The 23,953-nt window shown below is 67.0% G+C and carries 19 protein-coding genes and 4 pseudogenes; 5 read left to right on the plus strand and 18 right to left on the minus strand.

Annotated elements, in window-relative coordinates; translation table 11 throughout:
- Window positions 1–66 precede the first annotated feature (66 nt).
- The 8 genes and pseudogenes from PL79_RS28155 to gltP all read right to left on the minus strand — a co-directional run bounded on the left by PL79_RS28155 (window position 67) and on the right by gltP (window position 5,706).
- On the minus strand, window positions 67–906 hold the full coding sequence (locus PL79_RS28155) for a PilW family protein (protein ID WP_044844143.1): 840 nt from the start codon (window positions 904–906) through the stop codon (window positions 67–69).
- The gene (locus PL79_RS28160) at window positions 890–1,312 is read right to left on the minus strand and encodes a type IV pilus modification PilV family protein (protein WP_044844097.1); all 423 of its coding nucleotides are present in this window, start codon (window positions 1,310–1,312) and stop codon (window positions 890–892) included. The genes PL79_RS28155 and PL79_RS28160 overlap by 17 nt, the downstream gene beginning before the upstream one ends.
- Window positions 1,309–1,866: a GspH/FimT family pseudopilin gene (locus tag PL79_RS28165; protein ID WP_044844096.1), complete on the minus strand. Its 558-nt coding sequence runs from the start codon at window positions 1,864–1,866 to the stop codon at window positions 1,309–1,311. The genes PL79_RS28160 and PL79_RS28165 overlap by 4 nt, the downstream gene beginning before the upstream one ends.
- A 153-nt stretch (window positions 1,867–2,019) precedes the next feature.
- Window positions 2,020–2,499 carry a transcriptional regulator NrdR gene (nrdR, locus tag PL79_RS28170; protein ID WP_006760615.1) on the minus strand — a complete coding sequence of 160 codons (480 nt, stop codon included), beginning with the start codon at window positions 2,497–2,499 and terminating at the stop codon, window positions 2,020–2,022.
- 6 nt (window positions 2,500–2,505) lie between these two features.
- Window positions 2,506–2,754: pseudogene (gene glyA / locus PL79_RS28175) on the minus strand (serine hydroxymethyltransferase); the annotation flags it as partial.
- A 2-nt stretch (window positions 2,755–2,756) separates the two neighbouring features.
- Window positions 2,757–2,870: pseudogene (locus PL79_RS28180) on the minus strand (electron transfer flavoprotein subunit beta/FixA family protein); the annotation flags it as partial.
- A 176-nt stretch (window positions 2,871–3,046) separates the two neighbouring features.
- Window positions 3,047–4,324 (minus strand): aminotransferase class V-fold PLP-dependent enzyme, encoded by a 1,278-nt coding sequence (locus tag PL79_RS28185; RefSeq protein WP_044846944.1) that lies wholly within the window; start codon window positions 4,322–4,324, stop codon window positions 3,047–3,049.
- Between the two features lie 53 nt (window positions 4,325–4,377).
- Complete coding sequence (gltP, locus tag PL79_RS28190; RefSeq protein ID WP_044846945.1) at window positions 4,378–5,706, minus strand: glutamate/aspartate:proton symporter GltP; 1,329 nt, start codon at window positions 5,704–5,706, stop codon at window positions 4,378–4,380.
- Window positions 5,707–5,880: 174 nt separating this feature from the next.
- Between gltP and PL79_RS28195 the strand changes: the two genes are divergently transcribed.
- Window positions 5,881–6,798 (plus strand): LysR family transcriptional regulator, encoded by a 918-nt coding sequence (locus PL79_RS28195; protein WP_044846946.1) that lies wholly within the window; start codon window positions 5,881–5,883, stop codon window positions 6,796–6,798.
- A 66-nt stretch (window positions 6,799–6,864) separates the two neighbouring features.
- Here the strand turns inward: PL79_RS28195 and PL79_RS28200 are convergent, their stop codons facing one another.
- On the minus strand, window positions 6,865–7,737 hold the full coding sequence (locus PL79_RS28200) for a LysR family transcriptional regulator (protein ID WP_044846947.1): 873 nt from the start codon (window positions 7,735–7,737) through the stop codon (window positions 6,865–6,867).
- 120 nt (window positions 7,738–7,857) lie between these two features.
- Here PL79_RS28200 and PL79_RS36945 point away from each other — a divergent pair, with 120 nt between their 5' ends.
- From PL79_RS36945 to PL79_RS28220, 4 genes are all read left to right on the plus strand, one after another.
- Window positions 7,858–7,983, plus strand: a complete 126-nt coding sequence (locus PL79_RS36945) for a hypothetical protein (RefSeq protein WP_268906938.1) — start codon at window positions 7,858–7,860, stop codon at window positions 7,981–7,983.
- Window positions 7,980–8,669 (plus strand): glutathione S-transferase family protein, encoded by a 690-nt coding sequence (locus PL79_RS28205; protein ID WP_044846948.1) that lies wholly within the window; start codon window positions 7,980–7,982, stop codon window positions 8,667–8,669. Before PL79_RS36945 ends, PL79_RS28205 begins: the two co-directional genes overlap by 4 nt.
- 204 nt (window positions 8,670–8,873) lie before the next feature.
- A complete protein-coding gene (locus PL79_RS28215) occupies window positions 8,874–10,181 on the plus strand; it encodes a dicarboxylate/amino acid:cation symporter (RefSeq protein ID WP_044846949.1) in 1,308 nt (435 codons plus the stop codon).
- A 13-nt stretch (window positions 10,182–10,194) separates the two neighbouring features.
- Window positions 10,195–11,136: an amino acid ABC transporter substrate-binding protein gene (locus PL79_RS28220; RefSeq protein ID WP_044846950.1), complete on the plus strand. Its 942-nt coding sequence runs from the start codon at window positions 10,195–10,197 to the stop codon at window positions 11,134–11,136.
- A gap of 256 nt (window positions 11,137–11,392) precedes the next feature.
- Here the strand turns inward: PL79_RS28220 and uvrA are convergent, their stop codons facing one another.
- The 9 genes and pseudogenes from uvrA to PL79_RS28255 all read right to left on the minus strand — a co-directional run bounded on the left by uvrA (window position 11,393) and on the right by PL79_RS28255 (window position 23,784).
- Window positions 11,393–17,287: an excinuclease ABC subunit UvrA gene (gene uvrA, locus PL79_RS28225; RefSeq protein ID WP_044846951.1), complete on the minus strand. Its 5,895-nt coding sequence runs from the start codon at window positions 17,285–17,287 to the stop codon at window positions 11,393–11,395.
- Window positions 17,288–17,577: 290 nt separating this feature from the next.
- Entirely contained in the window at window positions 17,578–19,044 is a 1,467-nt protein-coding gene (locus PL79_RS28230; RefSeq protein ID WP_044846952.1) for an amino acid racemase, read from the minus strand.
- Window positions 19,041–20,315: a dicarboxylate/amino acid:cation symporter gene (locus PL79_RS28235; protein ID WP_044846992.1), complete on the minus strand. Its 1,275-nt coding sequence runs from the start codon at window positions 20,313–20,315 to the stop codon at window positions 19,041–19,043. The genes PL79_RS28230 and PL79_RS28235 overlap by 4 nt, the downstream gene beginning before the upstream one ends.
- 183 nt (window positions 20,316–20,498) lie before the next feature.
- The gene (locus tag PL79_RS28240) at window positions 20,499–21,413 is read right to left on the minus strand and encodes a LysR substrate-binding domain-containing protein (RefSeq protein ID WP_044846953.1); all 915 of its coding nucleotides are present in this window, start codon (window positions 21,411–21,413) and stop codon (window positions 20,499–20,501) included.
- 106 nt (window positions 21,414–21,519) lie between these two features.
- A complete protein-coding gene (locus PL79_RS28245) occupies window positions 21,520–21,828 on the minus strand; it encodes an H-NS histone family protein (RefSeq protein WP_044846954.1) in 309 nt (102 codons plus the stop codon).
- A gap of 166 nt (window positions 21,829–21,994) precedes the next feature.
- Window positions 21,995–22,800 (minus strand): annotated as a pseudogene (locus PL79_RS37275) (phosphomannomutase/phosphoglucomutase); the annotation flags it as partial.
- A gap of 69 nt (window positions 22,801–22,869) precedes the next feature.
- On the minus strand, window positions 22,870–23,088 hold the full coding sequence (locus PL79_RS37280) for a hypothetical protein (protein ID WP_442861575.1): 219 nt from the start codon (window positions 23,086–23,088) through the stop codon (window positions 22,870–22,872).
- Between the two features lie 8 nt (window positions 23,089–23,096).
- A pseudogene (locus PL79_RS37285) lies at window positions 23,097–23,357 on the minus strand (phosphomannomutase/phosphoglucomutase); the annotation flags it as partial.
- Window positions 23,358–23,550: 193 nt separating this feature from the next.
- On the minus strand, window positions 23,551–23,784 hold the full coding sequence (locus PL79_RS28255; RefSeq protein ID WP_044846956.1) for a flagellar transcriptional regulator FlhD: 234 nt from the start codon (window positions 23,782–23,784) through the stop codon (window positions 23,551–23,553).
- Window positions 23,785–23,953 lie beyond the last annotated feature (169 nt).

A 23,953-nucleotide genomic window follows, 5' to 3' on the forward strand; every position in this document is an offset into this window, starting at 1 on the left:
CGCGCCCCCTTGCGCTGCCGGCCGCGATTCGCATCGCAAGCTCGCCGACGAATCCGGTTGCATGGTTCATCGCGCTACCTCGTGGTCCTGCGCCGCATCGCGGACGGGATCCGCGAATGCGACCGCGGCATTGCGCAACGCGACGATTCGATGCAGCACCAGATGCGCGCGATCATCCCGCGAAACGGCCGTGCGACCGTCGCAATCGACATGACGCGCGGGCCCGTCAATCGGTTCGCCACGCGCCCGCACGCATACATGCACGGCGACGACATCGCGCCAGTCGCCGGCGCCCATCGCTTCCGCGTCGACAAACCGCGCGCCTGCGCGACGCAGGTAGCGGACCCGCAGCTGATCGATGCCGGACACGACGGGTTGCGGCGTACCCGGGCGCCCGCTTCCCTCGCAGTACAACTCCGGCTCGCCCGTCGACGGGCTGACATGCGCGTCGAAACGGTTTTCCACGAGCGGCCGCTCACCGGGAGCGCCGACACCCTGCCCGAGACAATCCGACACCTGTGCACCGACCGTCGGCCACGTCGACACGGCATCGCCGACATACCGAACCAGCACCGCATCCGACGCTGCGCGCACAGCTTCGCAGCGCACCTGCGCGCCATCGCCTCGCACGCGCCCCGCGGAACAACCGAACACCGGCGGCAGCGATGACGCCCCTTCGACATCGAGCGGACGAAACCCGGCCATCTGGATCTGCTGGCCGATCAGCATCAGCGCGGTCGCGGCCGCATCGCGCATCCGGAACCCGTCTTCCGCGCGCCGCTGCGCGATGCGCTGGGCGTGGTACAGCGCACCGGCCGCGGCAAGCACGAGCAGGCCGACGGTCATCGCGATCAGCACTTCGAGCAGCGTATGCGCGCGGCTGCGGCGATCAGCGTTCGTCCGCATCGGCATGGGCCTCCCGAAACGGTATCCGCACGCACGACGCCGGCTTGACCGTAGCGCCCGCACCTTCACATCGCGTGGAAGTCGCCGCGTAGGCGTTGGTGTCGCGCCAGCCGACCACCACGTAGCGGACACCGGCCGGCCCATCGTCGAGCGTCATCGTGCCGCCGGGCAGCGATGCAGCCGCGAGCGCCGCGATGCCGTCGTCGGCGCCCGTCGCCGCGCGCCGGCGCTCGATGCGAGCGTCGGCCAGCCACAGCGCGCGTTCACGCCAGATCGTCGCCCGCTGCGTGCGCGTCATCGCGAGCTGACTGCCGGCCACGGCCAGCATCACGGTTGCGAGCAACGCGATGGCCAGCACCGCTTCGAGCAGCGACGTGCCGCGCATCGACTTGCGTGCGCACGTCATGCCGCGTCGCAACGACCGGCGACGACGCGTGCCCGACCGCCGGCCGCGATCCGGATGCAGCGCGACACGCGTGCGTCATCGCCGGGCAGTGCACGCTGCGGACGTAATTCGAAACGCCGGATCCCGCCGATCACCTGGCCTGCCGACGGCGCAAATGCCAGATCGTGCGCCGCGCCCGCGATAGCGACGTCGGCATCGCGCGGATAGCGCCGCAGCACGCGCGGCTGCCCGTCGAACTGCCCGCTGACGATCCAGCCGCACGACCATTCCGCCGGATCGCACCGCTCGCCGGGCCGCACGCAGTCGCCATCGCGCCCGGCCCTGCACAGCGTGACACGCACGCCGAGACGCGTCGCCTCGGTGCGCGCGAACGACAGCGCACCAAGCAGCGCGAGCGCGCGGGCCTCCACGCGTTCGCGCATGCGCCACTGATCGAATGCGGGTGCGGCGTAAAGTCCGATCGCGGCTGCCAGCGCGATCGCGACCATCAACTCGACGAGCGTGAAGCCGCCGCATCGCATGCGTTTTTCAACACCCTGCCGGTGCAGTCCCATCGCGATCGCCCTCCGTCAACGTGATGCGTCGACTGTAGCGACGCGAGCGAACGCGCGCCATTAGCCGAACGGCCGACTGGCGACATGCGATCGCAGCCGACACAATCGGCGCGAACTGAACCCACGGAGAAGACGATGAACGGACGCAGCGCGTCAGCGCTTACGCGGAGGCTTGGAGGGGGACGCGCGACGGAACTCTTCGATCACGTCGGCAAATTCGGAAACGTCCTCGAACCGGCGGTAAACCGATGCGAAACGGACATAGGCGATCGTATCGAGACCGCGCAGCTCGTTCATCACGAGTTCGCCGAGCTTCTCGCTACGCACTTCACGCTCGCCGGTTGCGAGCAGCTGATATTCGATGCGGGCGACCGCCGCGTCGATCGCGTCAGCCGCAACCGGCCGCTTGCGCAGCGCGAGTTGCATGCTGGCGACGATCTTGCGACGGTCGAATTCCGTGCGGCTGCCGTCCTTCTTCACGACGGCCGGCAGGTTCAGCTCGACCCGTTCGTACGTCGTGAAGCGCTTGTCGCAAGCCGAGCAACGACGGCGCCGACGAATCGCGGCGCCATCTTCGGACACGCGCGAGTCGACGACCTGCGTGTCCTCATGCCGGCAGAACGGGCAGCGCATGCCGGATCAGCGATAGACCGGGAAACGCTTGGTCAGCTCGGCCACTTGCGCGCGCACGCGCTCGATCGTCGCTGCATCTTCCGGGTTCTCGAGCACGTCGGCGATCAGGTTGCCGACCTGCTCGGCTTCCGCCGTGCCGAAGCCGCGCGTCGTCATCGCCGGCGAACCCAGGCGGATGCCGCTCGTCACGAACGGCTTTTCCGGATCGTTCGGGATCGCGTTCTTGTTCACCGTGATGTGCGCAGCACCGAGTGCCCGAACGGGTTCATCGACATCTTCACGTTCGCGATGTCGACGCCCGTGTTGTCCGACTTCACGCGGACCTTCACGTTGTAATCGACCACTCTTTTCACTGCTACGACGATCTTCACGCGCTGCTCCTCCATCGAGTCGTTGGCATCATCCGGTTTCGCAGGCCATTACACGCGCAAACCCGGCCGGCGACAACTATCCATTGACTCTGACGGTCATAGCCCGAACCTATTGCGCCGCGCGTTTCCCGGCGCCGAATGCGACACGGCCCGGATGATCCGGGCCGTGTCGTCGATCAGCGGTTCGCTGCCAGCGTGGCGGTAATCGCCAGGAATCGCGCGATATCGTCGGGCGCATGGCAATGGAGCGGCGATATCCGCACAGCGCCGCCGAGCCCGAACGATTTCAGCATCCGCCCCGAATACAGGCTCGACGCAACGCGTTCATAGACGATCACGCCATGCTTTTCGTATTCCCGCACCGCCTGCGTCGGCTCGAGGTTCGCGAAACCGATCCCGACGATCAGGTCGCGCTCCGTCAGGTCGTCGTGATCCCAGTAGACCTCGACACCGTCGATCGACCGCAGCCCGCGACGACCCTCACACCCGTCGAGCAACGCGGCCAGCAGCGCGCGCTCATGCAGTTCGATCCGGTGCATGCCCTCGACGAACAGCGTGCGCCGATCGTCCGAATCGCGGAAATACCGGCCGATCCAGCTCACGTAATCGACGATCGACGTCACGACCGCGAATTGCGCGGGCGCCGGGCTGCCCAGTTCCCATACGCCGTGCTCCTTCGCGGCAAGCCGGTGATGCGGCAACGCGGACGCGCGCGGCGACAGCCACGAGATGCCCGACCCGCGGCAACCGAAGAACTTGTACGGCGCGAAGTTGATGCCGTCGACCGGCATGCGCTGCACGTCGATGATGCCGTGCGGCGCATGCTGGACCGCATCGACGACGATGAACAGGTCCGGCTTCTTCTCCCGCGCACGCGCGACGATCGTCTCGATGTCGAATTTCGCGCCGGAGATGTTCGACGCGAACATCACGCTGAGCAGCGCGGTATCGGCATCGACCAGCGACACGATCGCATCGACGTCCACGCCGCCGGTCTTCGGATTGCTCGGCGCGATGCGCAGCGTCTTGCCGGTACGTTCCGCGTAATACGTCATCGCATCGTACGACGACGGATGCTCGAGCACGGTCGTCACCGCATTGGTGCCCGGCACGTTCTCCATGATCGCGCGCACCATGTCGAACATCGCGCCCGACGCCGTCAGCGACGCATACACGGTGCCGTCGCGCGCGTTCAGGATCGTGCGAACGTCGTCCTCGCCGCGCGACTGGAGCGCCTGGAGATCGAGCGCACGCTCGTGGATGCGCTCCGGGCAGTCGGGCAGCGCGTCGATTCGAGCGTAGGCGTCGACCGCGGCCTTCAGCCGGAACGATCCGCCCGCGTTGTCGAAGAACAGCCGCGCGCGGCCGTCGATATCGCGATCGACATGATGAAAGCGCGCCTTGACCTGCTGCATCAACGCGTCGGGAAAAAGTGCTCCGCGGGGACTGCTCATCTTCAATGCTCCTGTTTGCTTCCGAATGTTGTGCGATGCCTGCATGGCGGCGTTCAGCCGCGCAGCGATTCGAGGTATGCGCGGCCCTTGTCCGCGTCGTACTGGCCTTCCCATTTCGCGATGACGAGCGGCGCGAGCGCGTTGCCGACGAGGTTCAGCGCGGTGCGCCCCATGTCCATGATCCGGTCCACGCCGGCGATGAACGCCAGCCCTTCGAGCGGCAGTCCCGCGCTCGCGAGCGTGGCGAGCATGATCACGAACATGAAGCCGGGCACGCCCGCGGCGCCCTTCGACGTGACGACCATGGTCAGCGTCAGCAGGATCTGCTGCTGCCAGCCGAGATGCACGCCATACAGCTGCGCGACGAACAGCGTGCCGATGCCGAGATAGATCGACGCGCCGTCGAGGTTGAACGTGTAGCCGGTCGGCACCACGAAGGTCGTGATGCTCTTCGGCACTCCGTAGTCCTCCATCTTCTTCATCAGCTGCGGCAGCACGGTCGCCGAACTGCAGCTCGAGAACGCGATGATCAGCTCGTCCTTGATCACGCGCAGCAGCGTGACGATGCGGAACCCGAACAACCGCGCGGTCAGGCCGAGCACGACGATCGCGAACAGCAGGATCGCGAAGTAAGTCACGGCGACCAGCTTCAGCAGCGGCAGCAGCGACCCGAAACCGAAGCTCGCGACCGTCACCGCGATCAACGCGCACACGCCGACGGGCGCATAGCGCATCACCATATTCGTCACCTTGAACATCGCATCGGCCACGCCCTTGAGCATCGCGAGCACCGGCTTGCGGTGTTCTTCCGGCACGGTCTGCAGGCCGAGCCCGAACAGCAGCGAGAAGAAAATCACCGGCAGCAGGTCGCCCTTCGCCATCGACGCGACGATGTTGTCCGGGATGATGCCGAGCACCAGCGCCATCAGCCCGTGATGCGCCTGCTGCACCTGTTGCGTGGTTTGCTGGTAGCGGGAAATGTCCGTGTGCCCGAGCTGCGACATGTCGGTTCCGACGCCCGGCTGCAGCACGTTGCCGATCACGAGCCCGAGCACGATCGCGATCGTCGTGACCACCTCGAAATAGAGCAGCGTCTTCAGGCCGATGCGACCGAGCGACTTGCCGTCGCCGACGCCCGCGATGCCGATCACCATGCTCGTGAACACGATCGGCACGACGATCATCCGCACGAGCTTGATGAAGATGTCGCCGGCCGGCTGCAGCAACCCGGACACGGCCGTGTCGCGCAATTGCGGAAACCGGTTCAACACGAGCCCGGTCGCGATGCCGACGACGAGCCCGATGACGATCTGCCACGCGAGGCCGAAGCGCGGCTTGCGCGCTGCGTCCGGGACGGGCGGGGATTCAATGACGGTGTCCATGCTGTCTCCAAATAAGGGGGTCGGTTGAACGCTGGATACGATGCGGCGCGGTACCTGACGAACGCGCTCGCCGGACAACGCAACGGGAGAACCTTAAGCAGCCGAAATAGGTAAAAAAAGCGATTTTTTGATATGCGAAAATATCGCTTTTCCTCATCTATCGAGTGCCAGGCGATGCTCACGTTCAAGCAGATGGAAGCGCTGTACTGGATCGTGCAACTCGGCTCCTTCGACGCGGCCGCGACACGCCTCAACACGACGCAATCGGCCGTGTCGAAGCGGATACAGGAACTCGAACGCACGTTCGACCTGACGGTGTTCGACCGCGCGCATCGCAGCGCCCGGCTCACCGACATGGGCGCCGAACTGTTCGATCACGCGAAGGCATTGCTCGAGCAGCGCGACCGCGTCGTCGAGCGGATGAGTTCGAAGGAAGCGCTGGTGCGGCATGTCCGGATCGGCGTGACCGAACTGACCGCGCTGACCTGGCTGCCGCGCCTGGTCACGGCGATCCAGGCCGCCTATCCGCGCGTGCACGTGGAGGCGGAGGTGGACCTGACCGCAGTACTGCGCGATCGTCTCGCGGCCGATACGATCGACCTGATCGTCGTCCCGCAAATTCATGCAGCGGAATCGTTCGCGGCGACGGTGGTCGGCGAAGTCGACAATGCGTGGATGTGCGCGGCCGGGTTCATGCCGAAGCGCAAGACGGCGATTTCATTGACGGACGTCGCGCAGTATCCGCTGATCCTGCAAGGGACCCTGTCGGGCACGGGGCATCTGTACACGCGCTTTCTGCAGGAACACGGCGTCGCGATGCAGCGCGTGCTGTCGAGCAACAGCCTGATCGCGCAGATCGGCCTGACGCTGTCGGGGCTCGGCGTCAGCTATCTGCCGAAGGCATGCGTCGCGCACCTGGTTGCGTGCGAGGCGCTGGAGATCGTGCGCACGCGGCCGGCCCTGCCGCCGGTGCGCTACGTCGCGCTGCATCGTGCGGAACGCGCCCATTCGCTGACCGCCGAGATCGTCCGGCTGGCGGCGCAGGCGTGCGATTTCGGCACGAGCCTGCTGGACCCCGGTGCACATGATTAGGGTTCCGAACGACATGGCAAACCCATGGCGCGATGCGCCCGCATCGCCGCGCACCGAAGCACACGGTCAGATCTTCAGCGTCGTCGACAGATATTTGAATACGGTCGAGACCCGCAGCAGATGTCGCGATTCCCGGTGGGCCAGCACCCACAGCTCGGTCTGGCAGTCGGGCAGGACATCGGTCAATTGCACGAGATCGGAGCGGCCGCGTGTCAGAAACGTCGGCAGGATGCCGACGCCCATGCCCAGGGCGACCAGCTCCATCACGGTCAGGATGCTGTCGACCTTGTAGTGCGGCACCACTTTCCTGAAATGACGTTTGCGCCAGATGACCGACGGGTGGCCCGGCAGCGCGTCGTCCGGCGCGATCCAGCGTGCCTTGCCCGCCGTGACGTCTTCATAACGGCGTACTGCGGCGTCGTGCGTCGACGCGAAAAGCGCCACGTCGATCGACCCGACATGCTTGCCCACCAGATATTCCGGTGGCTGCCGGGTCGCACGCACCGCGATATCGGCATCGCGGCGCCCCAGGTCGGCGATCTCGTTGCCGGTGTTCAGCTCGTACGCAAGCCGCGGGTGGACGGCTTCCAGCTGCTTCAGCGCCGGCCCGACCAGCCCGTGCAGAATCGTGTCGGTGGTGGTGATGCGCACGGTGCCCGCCACTTGCTCGGGCACTTGTTGCGCGATCGAGCGGGCCGATTCGACCTGCACTTCCACTTGCTCCGCGTGTTCGGCCAGCGCCAGCGCGATTTCCTTCGCGCGATAGCCTGAGCGGGTCCGTTCGAACAACTGCTGCTGCAGGCCGCGCTCGATCCGCCTGAGGTTGCGAAACACGGTCGACGCATCCACGTCCAGTCGCTCGCCCGCCTGAACCAGCGTGCCCGAGCGGGACAGCGCCAGTATCGTTTCGAGGTCTGCTGCGCTGAGCTTGTATGGCATCCGGTTATCCCCCGTGCATTGCATTTTTGCAATCCGTCATTGTAATCATGCGTATTGCTCAAGCACTTCCGCAATGTCAAATTCGGTGCCGCCTTGCCAACTTTCCCAACGGGTGCCGATATGAACCAATCGATTTCGACGAGTGACAATGCCGCCTATGGCGCGTTGTGGCTCCGCGTGGCGTTGGGCCGGCGCAGCCAGCGCTTCGCGCCTGACGTGGCCTGCCACGGCGAGGCGACGACATGAGCACGCCCCAATACCACCTCGTCAGCCACGTGCTGTGCCCCTACGTCCAGCGCGCAGTCATCGTGCTGACCGAAAAAGGCGTGCCGTTCGAACGGACGGACGTCGATCTGGGCAACAAGCCGGACTGGTTTCGCAGGATTTCCCCGCTCGGCAAGACCCCCGTGCTGGTCGTCGATGGCGCGCCCATCTTCGAATCGGCCGTGATCTGCGACTACCTCGACGAGACGCTCGCGCCGCGGCTGCATCCCGATGCGCCGCTCGAGCGGGCGCGGCACCGCGCCTGGGTCGAGTTCGCTTCGGCACTGCTGAACGCCGTGTGGGGGTTCTACACGGCTGCGGACGAAACGGCGCTGGCCGCAGCAACCCGTGACATCCGCGCACGATTCGAGCAGCTCGAAGACACGCTCGGCACCGGCCCGTATTTTGGCGGCGCGCACTTCAGCATCGTGGACGCGGCATTCGGGCCGGTGTTCCGCTACTTCGACGTGTTCGAGCAGATCGACGACTTCGGGTTCTTCGCGGGCTTGCCCAAGGTCACTGCATGGCGGCAACGGCTCGCCGAACGGCCGTCCGTGCGCGCAGCGGTCCGGGCCGACTATCCGCAACGGCTGATGGAGTTCCTGCTCAAGCGCGGCTCGATGCTGTCGACGCGTATCCGCGATCACGTATTGCGCATTCAGGATTGAACCGAACCGCTTTTGCGTGCCGGCGCCCCGCATCGGGTTGCGCCGGCACCGGGCTCAGGGTGCCACCGGCACGATCTTTGCCGGGCAATCGGTCGCGACACAGCGCTAGCGCAAACCCGCCCCCGGTTGCACTGTTCATCGCCGTTCGGGTCCTGTATTGTCCTTCCATCCCCGGTTGCGGAACCGGTGCATGGGAGGCGCACGATGCAGAAAAAAAATGCTGCAGCCGTCTGGATCCTGATCGCGATGGTGGCAGGCATCCTGATCGGCTACATGATCTTCACGAGCTTTCCCGACAAAAAGGCCACCACCGAAATCGCCGGATACATCTCGCTCGTGTCCGACGTGTTCCTGCGGCTGATCAAGATGGTGATCGGCCCGCTGGTGTTCTCGACGCTCGTCGTCGGCATCGCGCACATGGGCGACGCGGCATCGGTCGGGCGCGTGTTCGCGAAATCGATCGGCTGGTTCGTCACCGCGTCGCTAATCTCGCTGCTGCTCGGGCTGTTCATGGCGAACCTGCTGCGGCCCGGCGAGAACCTCGGCCTGCCGCTGCCGGACATCGGCGCATCGGCGAACCTCGCGACCTCCAAGTTCACGCTCAAGGATTTCGTCGGCCACATGGTGCCGAGGTCGTTCGCCGAGGCGATGAGCAACAACGAAATCCTGCAGATCGTCGTGTTCTCGATGTTCTTCGGCGTCGCGCTCGCCGCGCTCGGCGAGCGCGGCAAGATCCTCGTCGCCGCGATCGACCAGCTGTCGCACGTGATGCTCAAGATCACCGGCTACGTGATGAAGCTCGCGCCGCTCGCGGTGATGGCCGCGATGGCCGCGACCGTCGCGGTCAACGGGCTGTCGGTGCTGCTGAAGTTCGCGGTGTTCATGGGCGACTTCTACGTGAGCCTGTTCCTGCTCTGGGCCTTGCTCGTCTGTGCCGGGCTGCTGTTCCTCGGGCCGCGCGTATTCAAGTTGCTGGTGCTGATCAAGGAAGCATTCATGCTGTCGTTCGCGACGGCCAGCTCCGAAGCCGCGTATCCGAAGATCCTCGACGCGCTCGACCGGTTCGGCGTGCGACGCAGGATTTCGAGCTTCGTGATGCCGATGGGCTATTCGTTCAACCTCGACGGTTCGATGATGTACTGCACGTTCGCGTCGCTGTTCATCGCGCAGGCGTACAACATCCACCTGTCGATCGGCACGCAGATCACGATGCTGCTGGTCCTGATGCTCACGTCGAAGGGAATGGCCGGCGTGCCGCGCGCATCGCTCGTCGTGATCGCCGCCACGCTGCACCAGTTCGGGCTTCCGGAGGCCGGCCTGCTGCTGATTCTCGGCGTCGACACGTTCCTCGACATGGGGCGCTCGGCCACCAATGCGGTCGGCAATTCGATCGCGAGCGCGGTGGTCGCGAAGTGGGAAAACCAGCTCATGTCGGAAGCGGAAGCCGAAGCCAATCTGGCACGCATCGAAGCGGAACAGGAAGCGACGATTGCGCATCCGACGGACGTCTGACGGAGGCCCGGCGATGAAGATGCAGCGATTCTGGCGTGCGCTCGCGCTCGCGGGCCTGCTTGCCGCGGGCGCGACCGCGCGCGCGGAAGATGCGCCGTCCACGCCGCCGCGCGTCGAGCCGTTCGCGCCGGCCCGACTGACCGGCACGCTCGCGAAGGTGCGCAGCAGCGGCACGATCGCGCTCGGCTATCGCGACGCGTCGATCCCGTTCTCGTATCTGAACGCGCGCAACCAGCCGATCGGCTATTCGATCGAGCTCTGCAAGGCGCTCGTGTCGTCGATCGAGGATGCGGTCAACCGGAACCTGACGATCCGCTGGGTGCCGGTCACGTCCGAGAACCGCATCGACGCGGTGGTCAACGGTACGGTCGACCTGGAATGCGGCTCCACGACGAGCAACCTGGAGCGCCAGAAGCGCGTGGCGTTCTCGCCGATCATCTTCGTGGCCGGCACGAAGGTGATGGTGAAACGCGGCTCGCCGATCCGCTCGTTCCGCGATCTCGCGGGCAAGAAAGTCGCGGTGACGGCCGGCACGACCAACGAGAAGGCGCTGCGCGACCTGGACGCGCGGTTCAGGCTCGGCATCCAGCTGCAGGTGGTGCCGGATCACGCGCAGGGCTTCGCGCTCGTCGCGAGCGGCGGCGCCGATGCGTTCGCGACCGACGACGTGCTGCTGTACGGCCTGATCGCCGTGAATGCGGGCAAGGGCGGCCAGTACGACGTGGTCGGCGACTTCCTGTCCTACGACCCGTACGGCATCATGTTCCGCAAGGACGATCCGCAGCTCGCGCAGGTCGTGAAGAGCACGTTCGAGGAACTGGCCGTCGACGGCGAGATCACGCGCCAGTACAAGCGCTGGTTCCTGCGCCCGCTTCCGTCGGGCATGAGCCTCAACCTGCCGATGAGCCCGCAGCTGGAGACCATCATCGAGACGATCGGCGTCAAGGGCGAATGAGATAGCGCCGCCGTCTTCCGCTCGACCGGGACGAGCCGTTCCTGTCGCGCGTGATGCGGCGGCGTCACCGGCGTCCCCGGCGTCACCTACGTTGCACGGCAGCCGCGACGCATCCGGCCACGCTATCCCGGGCAGCCATGTATTCATGCCGGGTGCCCGATCGACGGGATGTCGCAGCGGCCGATCGCACGGACGAATGCAAAAGCGGCCCCGGTGCCTGCCCAGACACCGGGGCCGCTCACCGGCAGCACCGCGTTCAACCGACCCGCACTTCTCCCGGCTGCTCCGCTTCGCCGTCTTGCGCCGCCGTTCGCGCCAGCACCGGCTTCAGCGCGTGCCCGGTATGGCTCGCCTTCACCTGCGCGAGCCCTTCCGGCGGCGCCGCCGCGACGATCGTGCCGCCGCCCACGCCGCCTTCCGGACCGAGATCGATGATCCAGTCGGCTTCCGCGATCACGTCGAGGTCGTGTTCGATCACGACGACGCTATGCCCGCCGTCGACCAGCCGGTGCAGCACGCGGATCAGCTTCGCGACGTCGGCCATGTGCAGGCCGACCGTCGGCTCGTCGAGCACGTACAGCGTGTGCGGCGCCTTCTGGCCGCGCCGCGTGATGTCGTCGCGCACCTTCGTGAGCTCGGTCACGAGCTTGATCCGCTGCGCCTCGCCGCCGGACAGCGTCGGCGACGGCTGGCCGAGCGTCAGGTAGCCGAGGCCGACGTCCTTCATCAGCTGCAGCGGATGCGCGATGTTCGAAATCGGTGCGAAAAATTCCACCGCTTCGTCGATCTCCATCGTCAGCACGTCGCCGATGTTCCGGCCGCGCCACGTGACCGCGAGCGTCTCCGGATTGAAGCGCTGCCCGTGGCACACGTCGCACGGCACCTTCACGTCGGGCAGGAAGCTCATCCCGATCGTGCGCACGCCTTGCCCTTCACAGGCCGGACACCGCCCGTCGCCGGTGTTGAACGAGAAGCGCGACGCCGTGTAGCCGCGCGCACGCGCCTCCAGCGTATCGGCGAACAGCTTGCGGATCGTGTCCCACACGCCGATGTAGGTGGCCGGGCACGAGCGCGGCGTCTTGCCGATCGGCGTCTGGTCGACTTCGAGCACGCGGTCGATCTGCTCCCAGCCGCTCAGCGACGCGCAGCCCTGCCACGCATGCGTGACGTTCAGCGACGGCCGCGGCGCGCTGCGTGCGAGCACGCTCGAGCGGCGGTTCGTGGCCGGCGCATCCTGCTGCGCAGCCTTGCGCGCGCGCCGCGTGGCCGGCGACGACAGCACCGAGCGGCCAACCGCGTCGAGCAGGTTCGTCATCAGCACGTCGCGCGCGAGCGTCGACTTGCCCGAGCCGCTGACGCCCGTCACCGCGACGAGCCGCGCGAGCGGAATGCCGACGGTGACGTCACGCAGGTTGTGCAGCGTCGCGCCGTGCACGGTCAGCCAGCCCTCCGGCACCGCCGGTGCGCCCTTCTTGCCCGCGACGCTCACCGCACGGCGCGGCTGCAGCGGGTGCGTCATCGGCTGCGCGAGCAGGCGGCCCGTGACCGAATCGGGCTGCGCGGCCAGATCCGCGACCGCCCCTTCGGCGACCAGCGTGCCGCCGCGCTTGCCGGCGCCCGGGCCGACGTCGATGATGTGGTCGGCGCGGCGAATCGTGTCCTCGTCGTGCTCGACGACGACGAGCGTGTTGCCCTTGTCGCCGAGCTTGCGCAGCGCGTCCAGCAGGATCTGGTTGTCGCGCGGATGCAGGCCGATGGTCGGCTCGTCGAGCACGTAGCACACGCCCTGCAGGTTGCTGCCGAGCTGCGCGGCGAGCCGGATGCGCTGCGCTTCGCCACCCGACAGGCTCGGCGCCGCGCGATCGAGGCTCAGGTAGCCGAGCCCGACTTCCTCGAGGAACGCAAGGCGGCTGCCGATCTCGCTGACGATGTCGCGCGCGATCTGCGCGTCGCGGCCGGTCAGTTCCAGCGCGTCGATCCAGCGGCGCGTATCGGACACCGTCCACTGCGCGACCTCGACGATCGGATGCGCGTCGAACGTGACCGCGCGCGCCGACGGGTTCAGGCGCGTGCCGCCGCAATCCGGGCACGGCTCGTTGCCGACGCCTTCCGGTTCCTGCTCGTCCGACGGCAAGGTCTGTTCGCGGCCGCGATCGTCTCCGGCGAGCACCGTGTCGTCGTACGCCGCGCGCTGTTCACGCGTGAGCGTGACGCCGGTGCCGACGCAGGTCGTGCACCAGCCGTGCTTGCTGTTGTACGAGAACATCCGCGGATCGAGCTCCGGGTAGCTCGTGCCGCACACCGGGCACGCACGCTTGACCGACAGCACCTTGACCTCGCCGACGCGCGCGGTCGAATGGTCGTTCTGCATCGCGTGGTGCAGCCCGTCGAGCGGCGCGAGCAGGTGCATCACGCCCTTGCCGAGCTCGAGCGTCTCGTCGAGCAGGCGCCGCAGCTCGGCCTCGTGGTCCGGCGACACGACGATGTCGGCCACCGGCAGCTCGATCGTATGCTCGCGGAAGCGGTCGAGCTTCGGCCACGGATCGACCGTGACGAACTCGCCGTCCACGCGCAGATGCGTGCTGCCGCGCGCCTTCGCCCACTTCGCGAGATCGGTATACACGCCCTTGCGGTTGACGACGAGCGGCGCGAGCAAACCGACGTGCTCGCCGCGATGGTCGCGCAGCAGCTGCGCGGCGATCGATTCGACGGTTTGCGACGTGACGGGCGTGCCGTCGTGGATGCAGTGCTGCAGGCCGAGCTTCACGTACAGCAGCCGCAGGAAGTGCCAGACTTCGGACGTGGTCGCGACCGTGCTCTTGCGGCCGCCGCGCGACAGCCGCTGCTCGATCGCGACCGTCGGCGGAATGCCATATACGGCGTCCACTTCCGGCCGCCCGGCCGGCTGCACGATCGAGCGCGCATACGCGTTCAGCGATTCGAGGTAGCGGCGCTGGCCTTCGTGGAACAGGATGTCGAACGCGAGCGTCGACTTGCCGGAACCCGACACGCCGGTGATCACGTTGAACTTGCCGTGCGGGATGTCGACGTCGAGCGCCTTCAGGTTGTGCTCGCGCGCGTTGACGATCCGCACGACGTCCTCGCCCTCGATCGCGCGCCGCTCGCGGGCGGCGTTCAGCACGGCCTGCAGCGGCACGCCTTCGTCGGCGAGCGCGGCTTCGCCGTCCATCGCGCGGTCGTACTGCAGCAGCGCGACGCCGGTGTGCGATTGCGCGCACGCCTTCACGTCGTCGGGCGTGCCCGCGCACAGCACGAGGCCGCCGCCGTCGCCGCCTTCCGGGCCGAGATCGATCAGCCAGTCGGCCGCGCGGATCACGTCGAGGTTGTGCTCGATCACGATCAGCGAATGGCCGGCCGCGAGCAGCTTGCCGAATGCCTGCATCAGTTTCGCGATATCGTCGAAGTGCAGCCCGGTGGTCGGTTCGTCGAACATGAACAGCTTCGCGCGCGCGATGCGCGCCTCTTCGCTGGCGACCCGGCGCCCGCCTGCCGCGGCCGCCGATTCGGCGAGGAAGCCGGCCAGCTTCAGCCGCTGCGCTTCGCCGCCCGACAGCGTCGGCACCGGCTGGCCGAGCTTCACGTATTCGAGGCCGACGTCGACGATCGGCTGCAGCACGCGCAGCACCTCGGCGTCGGTCGCGAAGAACGCGGCCGCCTCGCTGACGGTCAGGTCGAGCACGTCGGCGATGTTCAGCGCGCGGCCGTCGCGCTCGATGCGCACTTCGAGAATCTCGGCGCGGTAGCGGCTGCCGTCGCAATCCGGGCAACGCAGGTAGACGTCGCTCAGGAACTGCATCTCGATGTGCTCGAAACCCGAGCCGCCGCAGGTCGGGCAACGGCCGTCGCCCGAGTTGAAGCTGAACGTGCCGGCGCCGTAGCCGCGCTGCAGCGCGAGCGGCGCCTTCGCGAACAGCTTGCGGATCTCGTCGAACGCGCCGACGTAGCTGGCCGGGTTCGAGCGCGTGGTCTTGCCGATCGGCGACTGGTCGACGAACACGACGTCACCGACCTGGTCGGCCCCCGTGAGCGTGCGGAACGCGCCCGGCGACTCGGTCGCCTTGCCGTGGTGGCGCGCCATCGCCGGATAGAGCACGTCCTGCAGCAGCGTCGACTTGCCGGAGCCCGACACGCCCGTCACGCACACGAGCCGCTGCAGCGGAATCTCGACCGTCACGTTACGCAGGTTGTGCTCGGTCGCGCCTTCGAGCACGATGCGCGGCGTGTTCGCGTCGACCGGGCGGCGCGCCCAGTTCGACGCATGCGCGACGTGCTTGCGGCCGCCGAGATATTCGCCCGTCAGCGTGCGCGCGGCACGGATGTCGGCCGGCGTGCCGTCGTAGACGATCGTGCCGCCGCGCTCGCCGGGACCCGGGCCCATGTCGATCAGCCGGTCGGCCGCGAGCATCACCGACGGATCGTGCTCGACGACGACCAGCGTATTGCCCGCGTCGCGCAGCCGCTGCATCGCCTCGACGATTCGCGTGAGGTCGCGCGGATGCAGCCCGATGCTCGGCTCGTCGAGCACGAACAGCGTTTTCGTGAGCGAGGTGCCGAGCGCGGTGGTCAGGTTGATCCGCTGCACCTCGCCGCCCGACAGCGTGCGGCTCTGCCGGTCGAGCGTCAGGTAGCCGAGCCCCACGTCGCACAGGTATTTCAGGCGCGTGCGCACCTCGGCGAGCAGCAGTTTCAGCGCATCGTCGAGCAGCGCACTCGGCAGCGTGATCTCGTCGAAGAAGCGGCGGATGCGCTCGATCGGCAGCAGCATCAGGTCGTGCACCGTCAGGCCCGGCAGCGCTTCGAGCTGCGCGCGCGTCCAGTCGACGCCGCGCGGCATGAAACGATCGGCGGGCGCGAGCACCGCATCGGCGTTCGCCTTCGAGCCGAGCCGCCACTGCAGCGATTCCGTCTTCAGGCGCGCGCCGCCGCAGACCTCGCACGGCGTGTAGCTGCGGTACTTCGACAGCAGCACGCGGATATGCATCTTGTACGCTTTCGATTCGAGATAGCCGAAGAAGCGTTTCACGCCGTACCACTGGCTCTGCCATTTGCCGTTCCAGTCCGGCGAGCCGTTGATCACCCAGTCGCGCTCGGCGTCGGTCAGGTCGGACCACGGCGTGTCGCGGCGGATGTCGGCCTTCGCCGCGTAGCGCATCAGGTCGTCCTGGCACTCCTTCCAGGCGGGCGTCTGCATCGGCTTGATCGCGCCGCCGCGCAGCGTCTTGCGCGCGTCGGGGATCACCAGGCCGAGATCGACGCCGATCACGCGGCCGAAGCCGCGGCAGGTCTCGCACGCGCCGTAGGCCGAGTTGAACGAGAACAGCGCCGCCTGCGGCTCCGCGTAGCGCAGGTCGCTGTCGGGATCGTGCAGCCCGGTGGAGAAACGCCACACCTGCGGCTCGGCCAGCGCGTTTTCCGCTTCCGGCGCGAGCACGTAGACGTTCACGCGGCCGCCGCCGCGCTTCAGCGACGCCTCGATCGCCTCGACCACGCGCACCTTGTCGGCCTGCTGCACGCGGAAGCGGTCGGCCACCACGTCGAGCAGCTTGCGCGGGCCGGTCGGCGACGCGACTTCGCGCTGCGCCTGCACGCGCGTGTAGCCGCTCGCGGACAGCCACTGCGCGATTTCCTCGTCGGACACGCTTTCCGGCAGCTCGACCGGGAACGTGACGACGACGCGCGGATCGTCGGCGCGCGTGCGCTCGACGAGTTCCGCGTAGATCGTCTCCGGCGTGTCATGCCGCACCTGCCGCGCGGTCTGGCGGTCGAACAGCTCGGCCGCGCGCGCGTACAGCAGCTTCAGGTGATCGTTGAGCTCGGTCATCGTGCCGACCGTCGAACGCGAGCTGCGGACCGGGTTGGTCTGGTCGATCGCGATCGCGGGCGGCACGCCGTCGACGCGCTCGACCTGCGGACGGTCCATCCGGTCGAGGAACTGCCGCGCGTACGCGCTGAAGGTTTCGACGTAGCGCCGCTGGCCTTCCGCGTACAGCGTGTCGAACACGAGGCTCGACTTGCCGGAGCCCGACGGGCCGGTGACGACCGTCATTTCGCCGGTGCGCAGGTCGAGATCGAGGTTCTTGAGGTTGTGCTGACGTGCTCCGCGAATGCGGATCAGATTGCTGGATGACAATTTGCCTGCCCGTCTGAATGAGTTAGCCGGATTTCACGGTGCCGGAACGCTGCGGCGGATGCCCGCAGGCGCGGCGCACGTGCCGCACGGGTCATGCCCGCGCCGCTCGAGTTCGACGGATACTATACTGTATATTCATACAGTTTTCCAAGAGCGGCGCGAATGCGGGAAACCGCGCCGGATCACGCCGGCTTTTCCGGACGGCGGCTCGATCGTCGACAGCGCGCGCCGAAGGACGCGCGCTTCCGGAGCGTCTGCCGCTCGCGCTCGCGCCCCGCACCGGCACCGGCTCAGCCGCCACCCGCCATCGCATACGCAATGCACGTGCGGGCGAGCACGTCGGTCGGATCGACGAGCGTCGCCCGACGCCCGTCCCGCGCGACATATTCGCCGCCCGGCAGCAGGATCGGCAGCTCGGTGCAACCGAGCACGATCACCCGCACGCCCTCGGCGATCAGCGCGTCGACGGCGGCGCCGATATCGTCCTTGCACTGTCCGGTCGTGAAACCGGCCTTGACGCCCTGCTTCCCGTAGATTGCTTCCATCACGCGCACCTGCAATGCGGGCGTCGGTGCAACCTGTCGCAATCCTTGCGATTCCAGCGCCTTCTGGTAGACCCCGCTTTCGATCGTGCCGGAGGTCGCGAGCACGCCGACGTCGCGCAGCCCCGGATACGTATCGCGCAGATGCGCGACCGTGACGGTCAGCATGTTGACGACCGGAATGCCGAGGTACGGCTGGATCCGCTCGACGAACGCATGCGCGGTGTTGCACGGAATCGCGATGACGTCGGCATCGCCGTCCTCGAGTTTCTTGCAGGTCGCGTACAACGCGATCGTCGGGTCCGTGCCGGTGCCCGTCAGGTTCTCGGTCCGGTCGGGAATCTGCGGATTCTGCTCGACCAGCAGCTTGATGTGTTCCTGATCGCGCGACGCCGGCGTGTTGCGCACGATCTTGTCGAGGAAATCGACCGTCGCGGCCGGCCCGACGCCGCCGACCACGCCGACCTTGAACGGCGCCGCGCGCGAACCGGCGTGCCCGGTCACCGCGTACTGCGCATACGCGAGGTTCGAATCCACGAGCGGCACGCGCAGCGGGCCGATGGCGTCCGCGACCAGTGCGATCTCGGTCAGGCCGGGGACGATCACCTGCACGCCCTGATCGATCAGGTCCGCGCATGCGCGGCGCAGCAGGTCGACCGGCCGGCCGCGCAGATTGCCGCGCTTGATGCCGTCGGCGCCGTAGACGGCTTCCGTCACGAGATCGATCCCGTCGTGCGTCCGCGGATGAACGACGTCGAACTGCGGCGACGGGAAATACGTGTCGAAGAGTCGCTTGTCCCGCACGTAGTCGGAAGCCAGCACGCCGATGCGCGTCGCGTCCGGGTATTTGCGCCGCACGTGGTAGCGAACGGCTTCGACGATATCGACGATCGGCAGGCGCGTATTCGCCTTCAATTCGTCGATGAACGTGTGACTCAGGAAACACGGCAGCACGACCGTCGTCACGCCGCGCTTCTCGAACTGCCGGATCATGTCGAACACGTACAGCTTGCGCTCGATGGTCGCCGCACTGCCGGACCCCGAGCCCTTGAACGGGTATTGCTCGAAGATCATTTCGGCGTGTTCCTCGTCGGACGACGCCGGCGTCGCCTTCACCATCTTGAAGAACACGTCGGCACTGCCCAGCGGCCCCAGGCCGCCGATCACGCCGAATTTCCTCCGCGCATTCACGCCATCCGTATCCGTGCGCATCATGCGTTCAGCTCCGGCTGCTCGAATACGGCGTCCTGCGACTGCGCGGCGCGCCGGCTCTCCCACTTCGCGATCACCGCCGTCGCCACGCTGTTGCCGATCACGTTGGTCATCGTGCGGCCCATGTCGAGGATCTGGTCGATCGCGAGCACCATCGCGACGCCGGCCACCGGCAGATGGAACATCGGCGCGACCGCCGCGACCACGACCACCGAGCCGCGCGGCACGCTCGCCATGCCCTTGCTGCTCAGCATCAGCACCAGCAGCATGAACACCTGCTCCGACAGCGGCATGTGCACGCCGAACGCCTGCGCGATGAAGATGGCCGCGAACGCCTGATACATCATCGATCCGTCGAGGTTGAACGCGTAGCCGAGCGGCAGCGTGAAGCCCACCACCTTCTTGTCGACGCCGAAGCGCTCGAGCTGCTCGGTCAGGCGCGGATAGGCGGCCTCGCTGCTGGCGGTCGAGAACGCGATCAGCGCGGGCTCGCGCACGGCCTTCAGCAGGCTCCCGACGCGCCGCCCGAGAAACACGTAGCCGACGCCGATCAGGATCGCCCAAAGGACCAGCAAGCCGAGATAGAACGCGCCGATCAGCTTCCCGTACGTATAGATCACGTCGAGCCCGCGCAGCGTGACCGACGATGCGATCGCACCGAACACGCCGAGCGGCGCCGCGCGCATCACGTAGTTCGTCAGGCGCAGCATCACCGGCACCATCCCGTCGATCGACTGGATCACGACGCTAACGCGCGGGTCGCGCTTCAACGCACTCAGCGCGACGCCGAGAAAGATCGAGAACACCAGGATCTGCAGGATGTCGTTGCGCGCCATCGCGTCGAGCAGGCTGGTCGGGAACGCATGCGTGATCACGTCCCGGGCGTTCAGCGCGGCGGTGTTCAGTCCGGTGTTGACCTCACCCGCGCTCGCCACGAGGTTCAGGCCGGCGCCCGGCTGCAGCGCATTGGCCATCACGAGGCCGAGACTCAACGAAATCAGCGACGCGCAGACGAACCAGCCGAGCGAGCGCAGGCCGATGCGGCCGACGTCCTCGCCGCTGTCCATGCCGGCCAGGCCGGACACGAGCGTCACGAACACCAGCGGCGCGATGATCATCTTGATCAGGCGCAGGAAGATGTCGGTGACGATCGAGAAGTAGCCGGCGATCGTCTTGAGGGTGGCCGGGTCCGCGATGTTGGCGTGGCACGCATAACCGGCGACGACACCGAGGATCATGCCGACTGCGATGCTTAAGGTGAGGCGATTTTTCATGTCCATTCGTCCTTGGGTGGCACCCGGCCGCCGGAAGGCGGCGAGCGCTGCGAAGAAGGCCGCGCGACGCCGGTCGCGCGTCGCATGTGCCGTTGGAACGAATGGTAGGGACGGTCGAAAAAGCCGTGATGCCGGTGCGACATGGCGGTATGCGAGCGCCGCATAACGCGGGAAAACCCTGATTCAGCCGAGCCGGGCAGGCGCCGCGCGCAGATGCTGCCAGAGGGTGTCGAGGAATTCGCTGCGATTGGACACGTCGCGATACACGCGCAGCTCGACGTCCAGGTTCCACGCTGCCGGGCCGGCCGGCACGAGGTCGCCGGCCGCCAGTTCGGCGGCGATCGCGCTGCGGGGCAGCCACGCGACGCCCTCGCCTTCCATCACGAGCTTCTTGAGCACTTCGGCCATGTCGGACTCGTAGTGCAGCTGCAAGGCCGGCGCATCCGGTGCGCGGCCGAGCAGCAGCGCGAGACAGCGGCCGAAGTAGCTGGTTTCCGTGTAGGTAATCAGCGGCAGCGGATTCTGCTTCGTTCCGGGCAGGCGAAACGCGGGCGCCGATCGACGGTTCGGCCGGCACGCCGGCATCAGCGTGTCGAGGCCCACCGTCAGGTGCGCGTACTTCGCGGGGTCGAGATGGAGCGGCAGCTCCGGATGGTGATACGCGAACATCAGCTCGCAGTTGCCGTTGACGAGCATCAGGATCGAGTCGTGGACGTTCGTCGGAATGACACGCGCGCGCACTTCACCGAAATGCGTCGCGAGCGCCTTGAGCCAGGCCGGCAGGAAACTCAGCGCGATCGTGTGGCCCGCGGCGATCTGCAGGCTCTTGCCGGCGATCCGCTGCTCGGTGCGGATGATCGCGCGGGTATCGTACAGGCGGCTGATGACGTCCTCGGCCGTTTCGCGGAACAGGCGCCCTGCCGGCGTCAGCACCGGCGGAAAGCTGCTGCGGTCGATCAGCTCGGCGCCGATCCACTGCTCGAGCGACTGGATGCGGCGGCTGAAGCCCGATTGCGTGACGTTGCGAAATTCAGCCGCGCGGGAAAAGCTCTGGTATTGCGCGAGCGCGAGGAAATCCTCGATCCATTTGATTTCCATGGTGGCCTTGGAGGTCGCGGGTGAGCCGGCCCGCGCGTCGCCAGGGTCGTGGCGAAGCGCGGGCCGACGGACGCCTCCATTTTATGGGCAGCGCGCAATGTCGCGTTCAACCCTCCTGACGCTCGATCAGGAAGCGCTCGCGGCGCTTCCCCTTGATCCATGCCGGCTCGCGTCCCCGGCCGGACCACGTCGCCCCGGTGTTCGGATCGCGGTACTTCGGCGCGACGGCAGGCGTTTTTCGCGCCGCCCTCGCGGCACTGCCCTGACGGCCGAATATCTGTCTCGGGGTCAACCCATATTCGGCGACACGGGTACGGACCTCCTGCAGCACGGTCTCGAGTTCGGCCTGTCGCGCTTCCTCGGCACGTTTCATCAGTTCATTGGCTTGCGCCTTCAATTCGCGATAGCCTGACATCCCTTTCCTCCCAATTGCTCCGGCGCCATGAAAAGCCGAACGGGGCGCAAGCCCCGAACGGTTCGTTGTGTTGTCAACGGGTGGTATCACGCGCGTGCGCCCGACGCGGCACGAGGCCTGTCTCCCTATGCATCGGATGCGTCGGCAGCACGCGTGCGCACGTCGTTCAGAACGGCAGCTCGACGTCCGGCTTGGCGGCCGTCAGCACGCGGCGGAAGTCCGCCTGGATGCGCTCGAGCCCTTCCTTGGTCTCCGCTTCGAACCGCAGCACGACCACCGGCGTCGTGTTCGACGAACGCGCGAGGCCGAAGCCGTCCGGGTACTCGACGCGCAGCCCGTCGATCGTCACGACTTCGTCGGCGCCGTCGAACTTCGCTTCCTGCTGCAGCTTCTCGATCAGGCGGAAGTTCTCGCCCTCCTCGAGCTTGAGCTGCAGTTCCGGCGTGCTCATCGCGTCCGGCAGCGCATTGAGCAGCGCGCTCGGATCGGCCGTCTTCGCGAGGATCTCGAGCAGGCGCGCGCCCGTGTAGAGACCGTCGTCGAAGCCGTACCAGCGGTCCTTGAAGAACACGTGGCCGCTCATCTCGCCCGCGAGCGGCGCGCCCGTCTCGCGCAGCTTCGCCTTCACGAGCGAATGGCCCGTCTTCCACATCAGCGGCTCGCCGCCCTTCGCCTTCACCCACTGCGCGAGATGGCGCGTGCACTTCACGTCGTAGATGATCTGCGCGCCCGGGTTGCGCGACAGCACTTCCTCCGCGAACAGCATCAGCTGGCGGTCCGGGAAGATGATCTGGCCCGTCCTTCGTGACGACGCCCAGGCGGTCGCCGTCGCCAGTCGCGCGAAGCCGAGTTGGCGTCGGTGTCTTCAGCGCCTGGATCACGTCCTGCAGGTTTTCCGGGTGCGCGGATCGGGGTGGTGATTCGAAGACAGTGCACGGATCTGTCGGTGAGCGGCTCGACGAGTTCGCAGCGAGCGCTTGAACAGGCGCGTCGCGAGGGCAGACCGCGACGCTTATATGCCGAGCAGTCGCGAAGACGAGCTCAGCGGCGCCGCGAGCTTGATGTCGCCAACGATGCGCGCGATGTACTGATCGCGACGTCGAACTGCTCGAACGCGCCGCTGCCCGTTTTCGAAGCGTCGTCGACGATGCGGCGGTAGCAGCGCTGGATCTGCTCGCCGTAGATCCGCCGCGCCGCGCAGCACCATCCTTGAAGCCGTTGTAGTCGGGCGGTTTTGGAGGCTGCCGGACGACGATGCACGAATCGACGCGGCGCTCGCCGTCCTTCAGCGCGAGCGGCACGCTCGCCGCGAAATAGCCGAACGGGCGTGGGCCACCATGCCGACGTCGACGACGTCGACGCCCCGCCGCACGCAGGCCATCGGCGAGTGGCCCCGACGAGCTCGGGCCCGACAGGCGGCCGTCGCGCGCGACGACGAACCGCGTCGCCCCCTGGGCGCGCACTTCGCTGCCGAAGGCCCGGCCGATCGCGCGCGCCGTGTCGGCGTCGAGCGTCTTGCCGACCCACACCCGCGAATGTCATATGCCTTGAAGATGGATTGGGAGATCATCGATTCTCTCTGGGTTGCGTGCATGAAGCAGTCGGACCGTTGCGTGATCGCGCACTGCGTTCGGATTCAGGATGCCGTCGCGGCGCGCGTACGTCCCTGCGTCCTGACGACGGCGCCGTCCCGATGTCATGACGAACCGTCGCGCGACGAACTCACGCACAGCCTGGCGCGAACTCGTCGCGAAACTCGCAAAACAGCTTGCCGCGCGTGGCGAGGTGGTCGATCTGGGCCAGTGTCAGCGATGCGATGCGCGATGCCGTCATTTCCGAGACGCCGAGTTGTCGTGTGGCCTCGCTCCGGTTGACGAGGAGCAGCCACTTCGCAAGCATGAGATACGATCGATTGAATTCCGCGATCGCATCGGAAATGTCGTGTTGTTCGGCCATGGTCGGTCTTGAAGGGCCAGCGCGTGCGCTTTGCCGGTCGATTCGCTTCGACCCGGTGGTTCGGCACTCGCCGGATTTTCGATGACACACTGTACGTCGCGAACGCAGCGCCGGACCGACAAAGCTCTGAACGGATCCGCCAGCGCGCGCAGGCGCGCGTCGATTCGCG

This window comes from Burkholderia sp. USMB20 (assembly GCF_000949135.2).
Taxonomy (GTDB): Bacteria; Pseudomonadota; Gammaproteobacteria; order Burkholderiales; family Burkholderiaceae; genus Burkholderia.

Bases quoted from the DNA above. Each gene is read 5' to 3' on its own strand.
- PL79_RS28155 (WP_044844143.1), bottom strand. From the start codon at position 906: ATGCGGACGAACGCTGATCGCCGCAGCCGCGCGCATACGCTGCTCGAA.
- PL79_RS28160 (WP_044844097.1), bottom strand. From the start codon at position 1,312: ATGACGTGCGCACGCAAGTCGATGCGCGGCACGTCGCTGCTCGAAGCG.
- PL79_RS28165 (WP_044844096.1), bottom strand. From the start codon at position 1,866: ATGGGACTGCACCGGCAGGGTGTTGAAAAACGCATGCGATGCGGCGGC.
- nrdR (WP_006760615.1), bottom strand. From the start codon at position 2,499: ATGCGCTGCCCGTTCTGCCGGCATGAGGACACGCAGGTCGTCGACTCG.
- PL79_RS28185 (WP_044846944.1), bottom strand. From the start codon at position 4,324: ATGAGCAGTCCCCGCGGAGCACTTTTTCCCGACGCGTTGATGCAGCAG.
- gltP (WP_044846945.1), bottom strand. From the start codon at position 5,706: ATGGACACCGTCATTGAATCCCCGCCCGTCCCGGACGCAGCGCGCAAG.
- PL79_RS28195 (WP_044846946.1), top strand. From the start codon at position 5,881: ATGCTCACGTTCAAGCAGATGGAAGCGCTGTACTGGATCGTGCAACTC.
- PL79_RS28200 (WP_044846947.1), bottom strand. From the start codon at position 7,737: ATGCCATACAAGCTCAGCGCAGCAGACCTCGAAACGATACTGGCGCTG.
- PL79_RS36945 (WP_268906938.1), top strand. From the start codon at position 7,858: ATGAACCAATCGATTTCGACGAGTGACAATGCCGCCTATGGCGCGTTG.
- PL79_RS28205 (WP_044846948.1), top strand. From the start codon at position 7,980: ATGAGCACGCCCCAATACCACCTCGTCAGCCACGTGCTGTGCCCCTAC.
- PL79_RS28215 (WP_044846949.1), top strand. From the start codon at position 8,874: ATGCAGAAAAAAAATGCTGCAGCCGTCTGGATCCTGATCGCGATGGTG.
- PL79_RS28220 (WP_044846950.1), top strand. From the start codon at position 10,195: ATGAAGATGCAGCGATTCTGGCGTGCGCTCGCGCTCGCGGGCCTGCTT.
- PL79_RS28230 (WP_044846952.1), bottom strand. From the start codon at position 19,044: ATGATGCGCACGGATACGGATGGCGTGAATGCGCGGAGGAAATTCGGC.
- PL79_RS28235 (WP_044846992.1), bottom strand. From the start codon at position 20,315: ATGAAAAATCGCCTCACCTTAAGCATCGCAGTCGGCATGATCCTCGGT.
- PL79_RS28240 (WP_044846953.1), bottom strand. From the start codon at position 21,413: ATGGAAATCAAATGGATCGAGGATTTCCTCGCGCTCGCGCAATACCAG.
- PL79_RS28245 (WP_044846954.1), bottom strand. From the start codon at position 21,828: ATGTCAGGCTATCGCGAATTGAAGGCGCAAGCCAATGAACTGATGAAA.
- PL79_RS28255 (WP_044846956.1), bottom strand. From the start codon at position 23,784: ATGGCCGAACAACACGACATTTCCGATGCGATCGCGGAATTCAATCGA.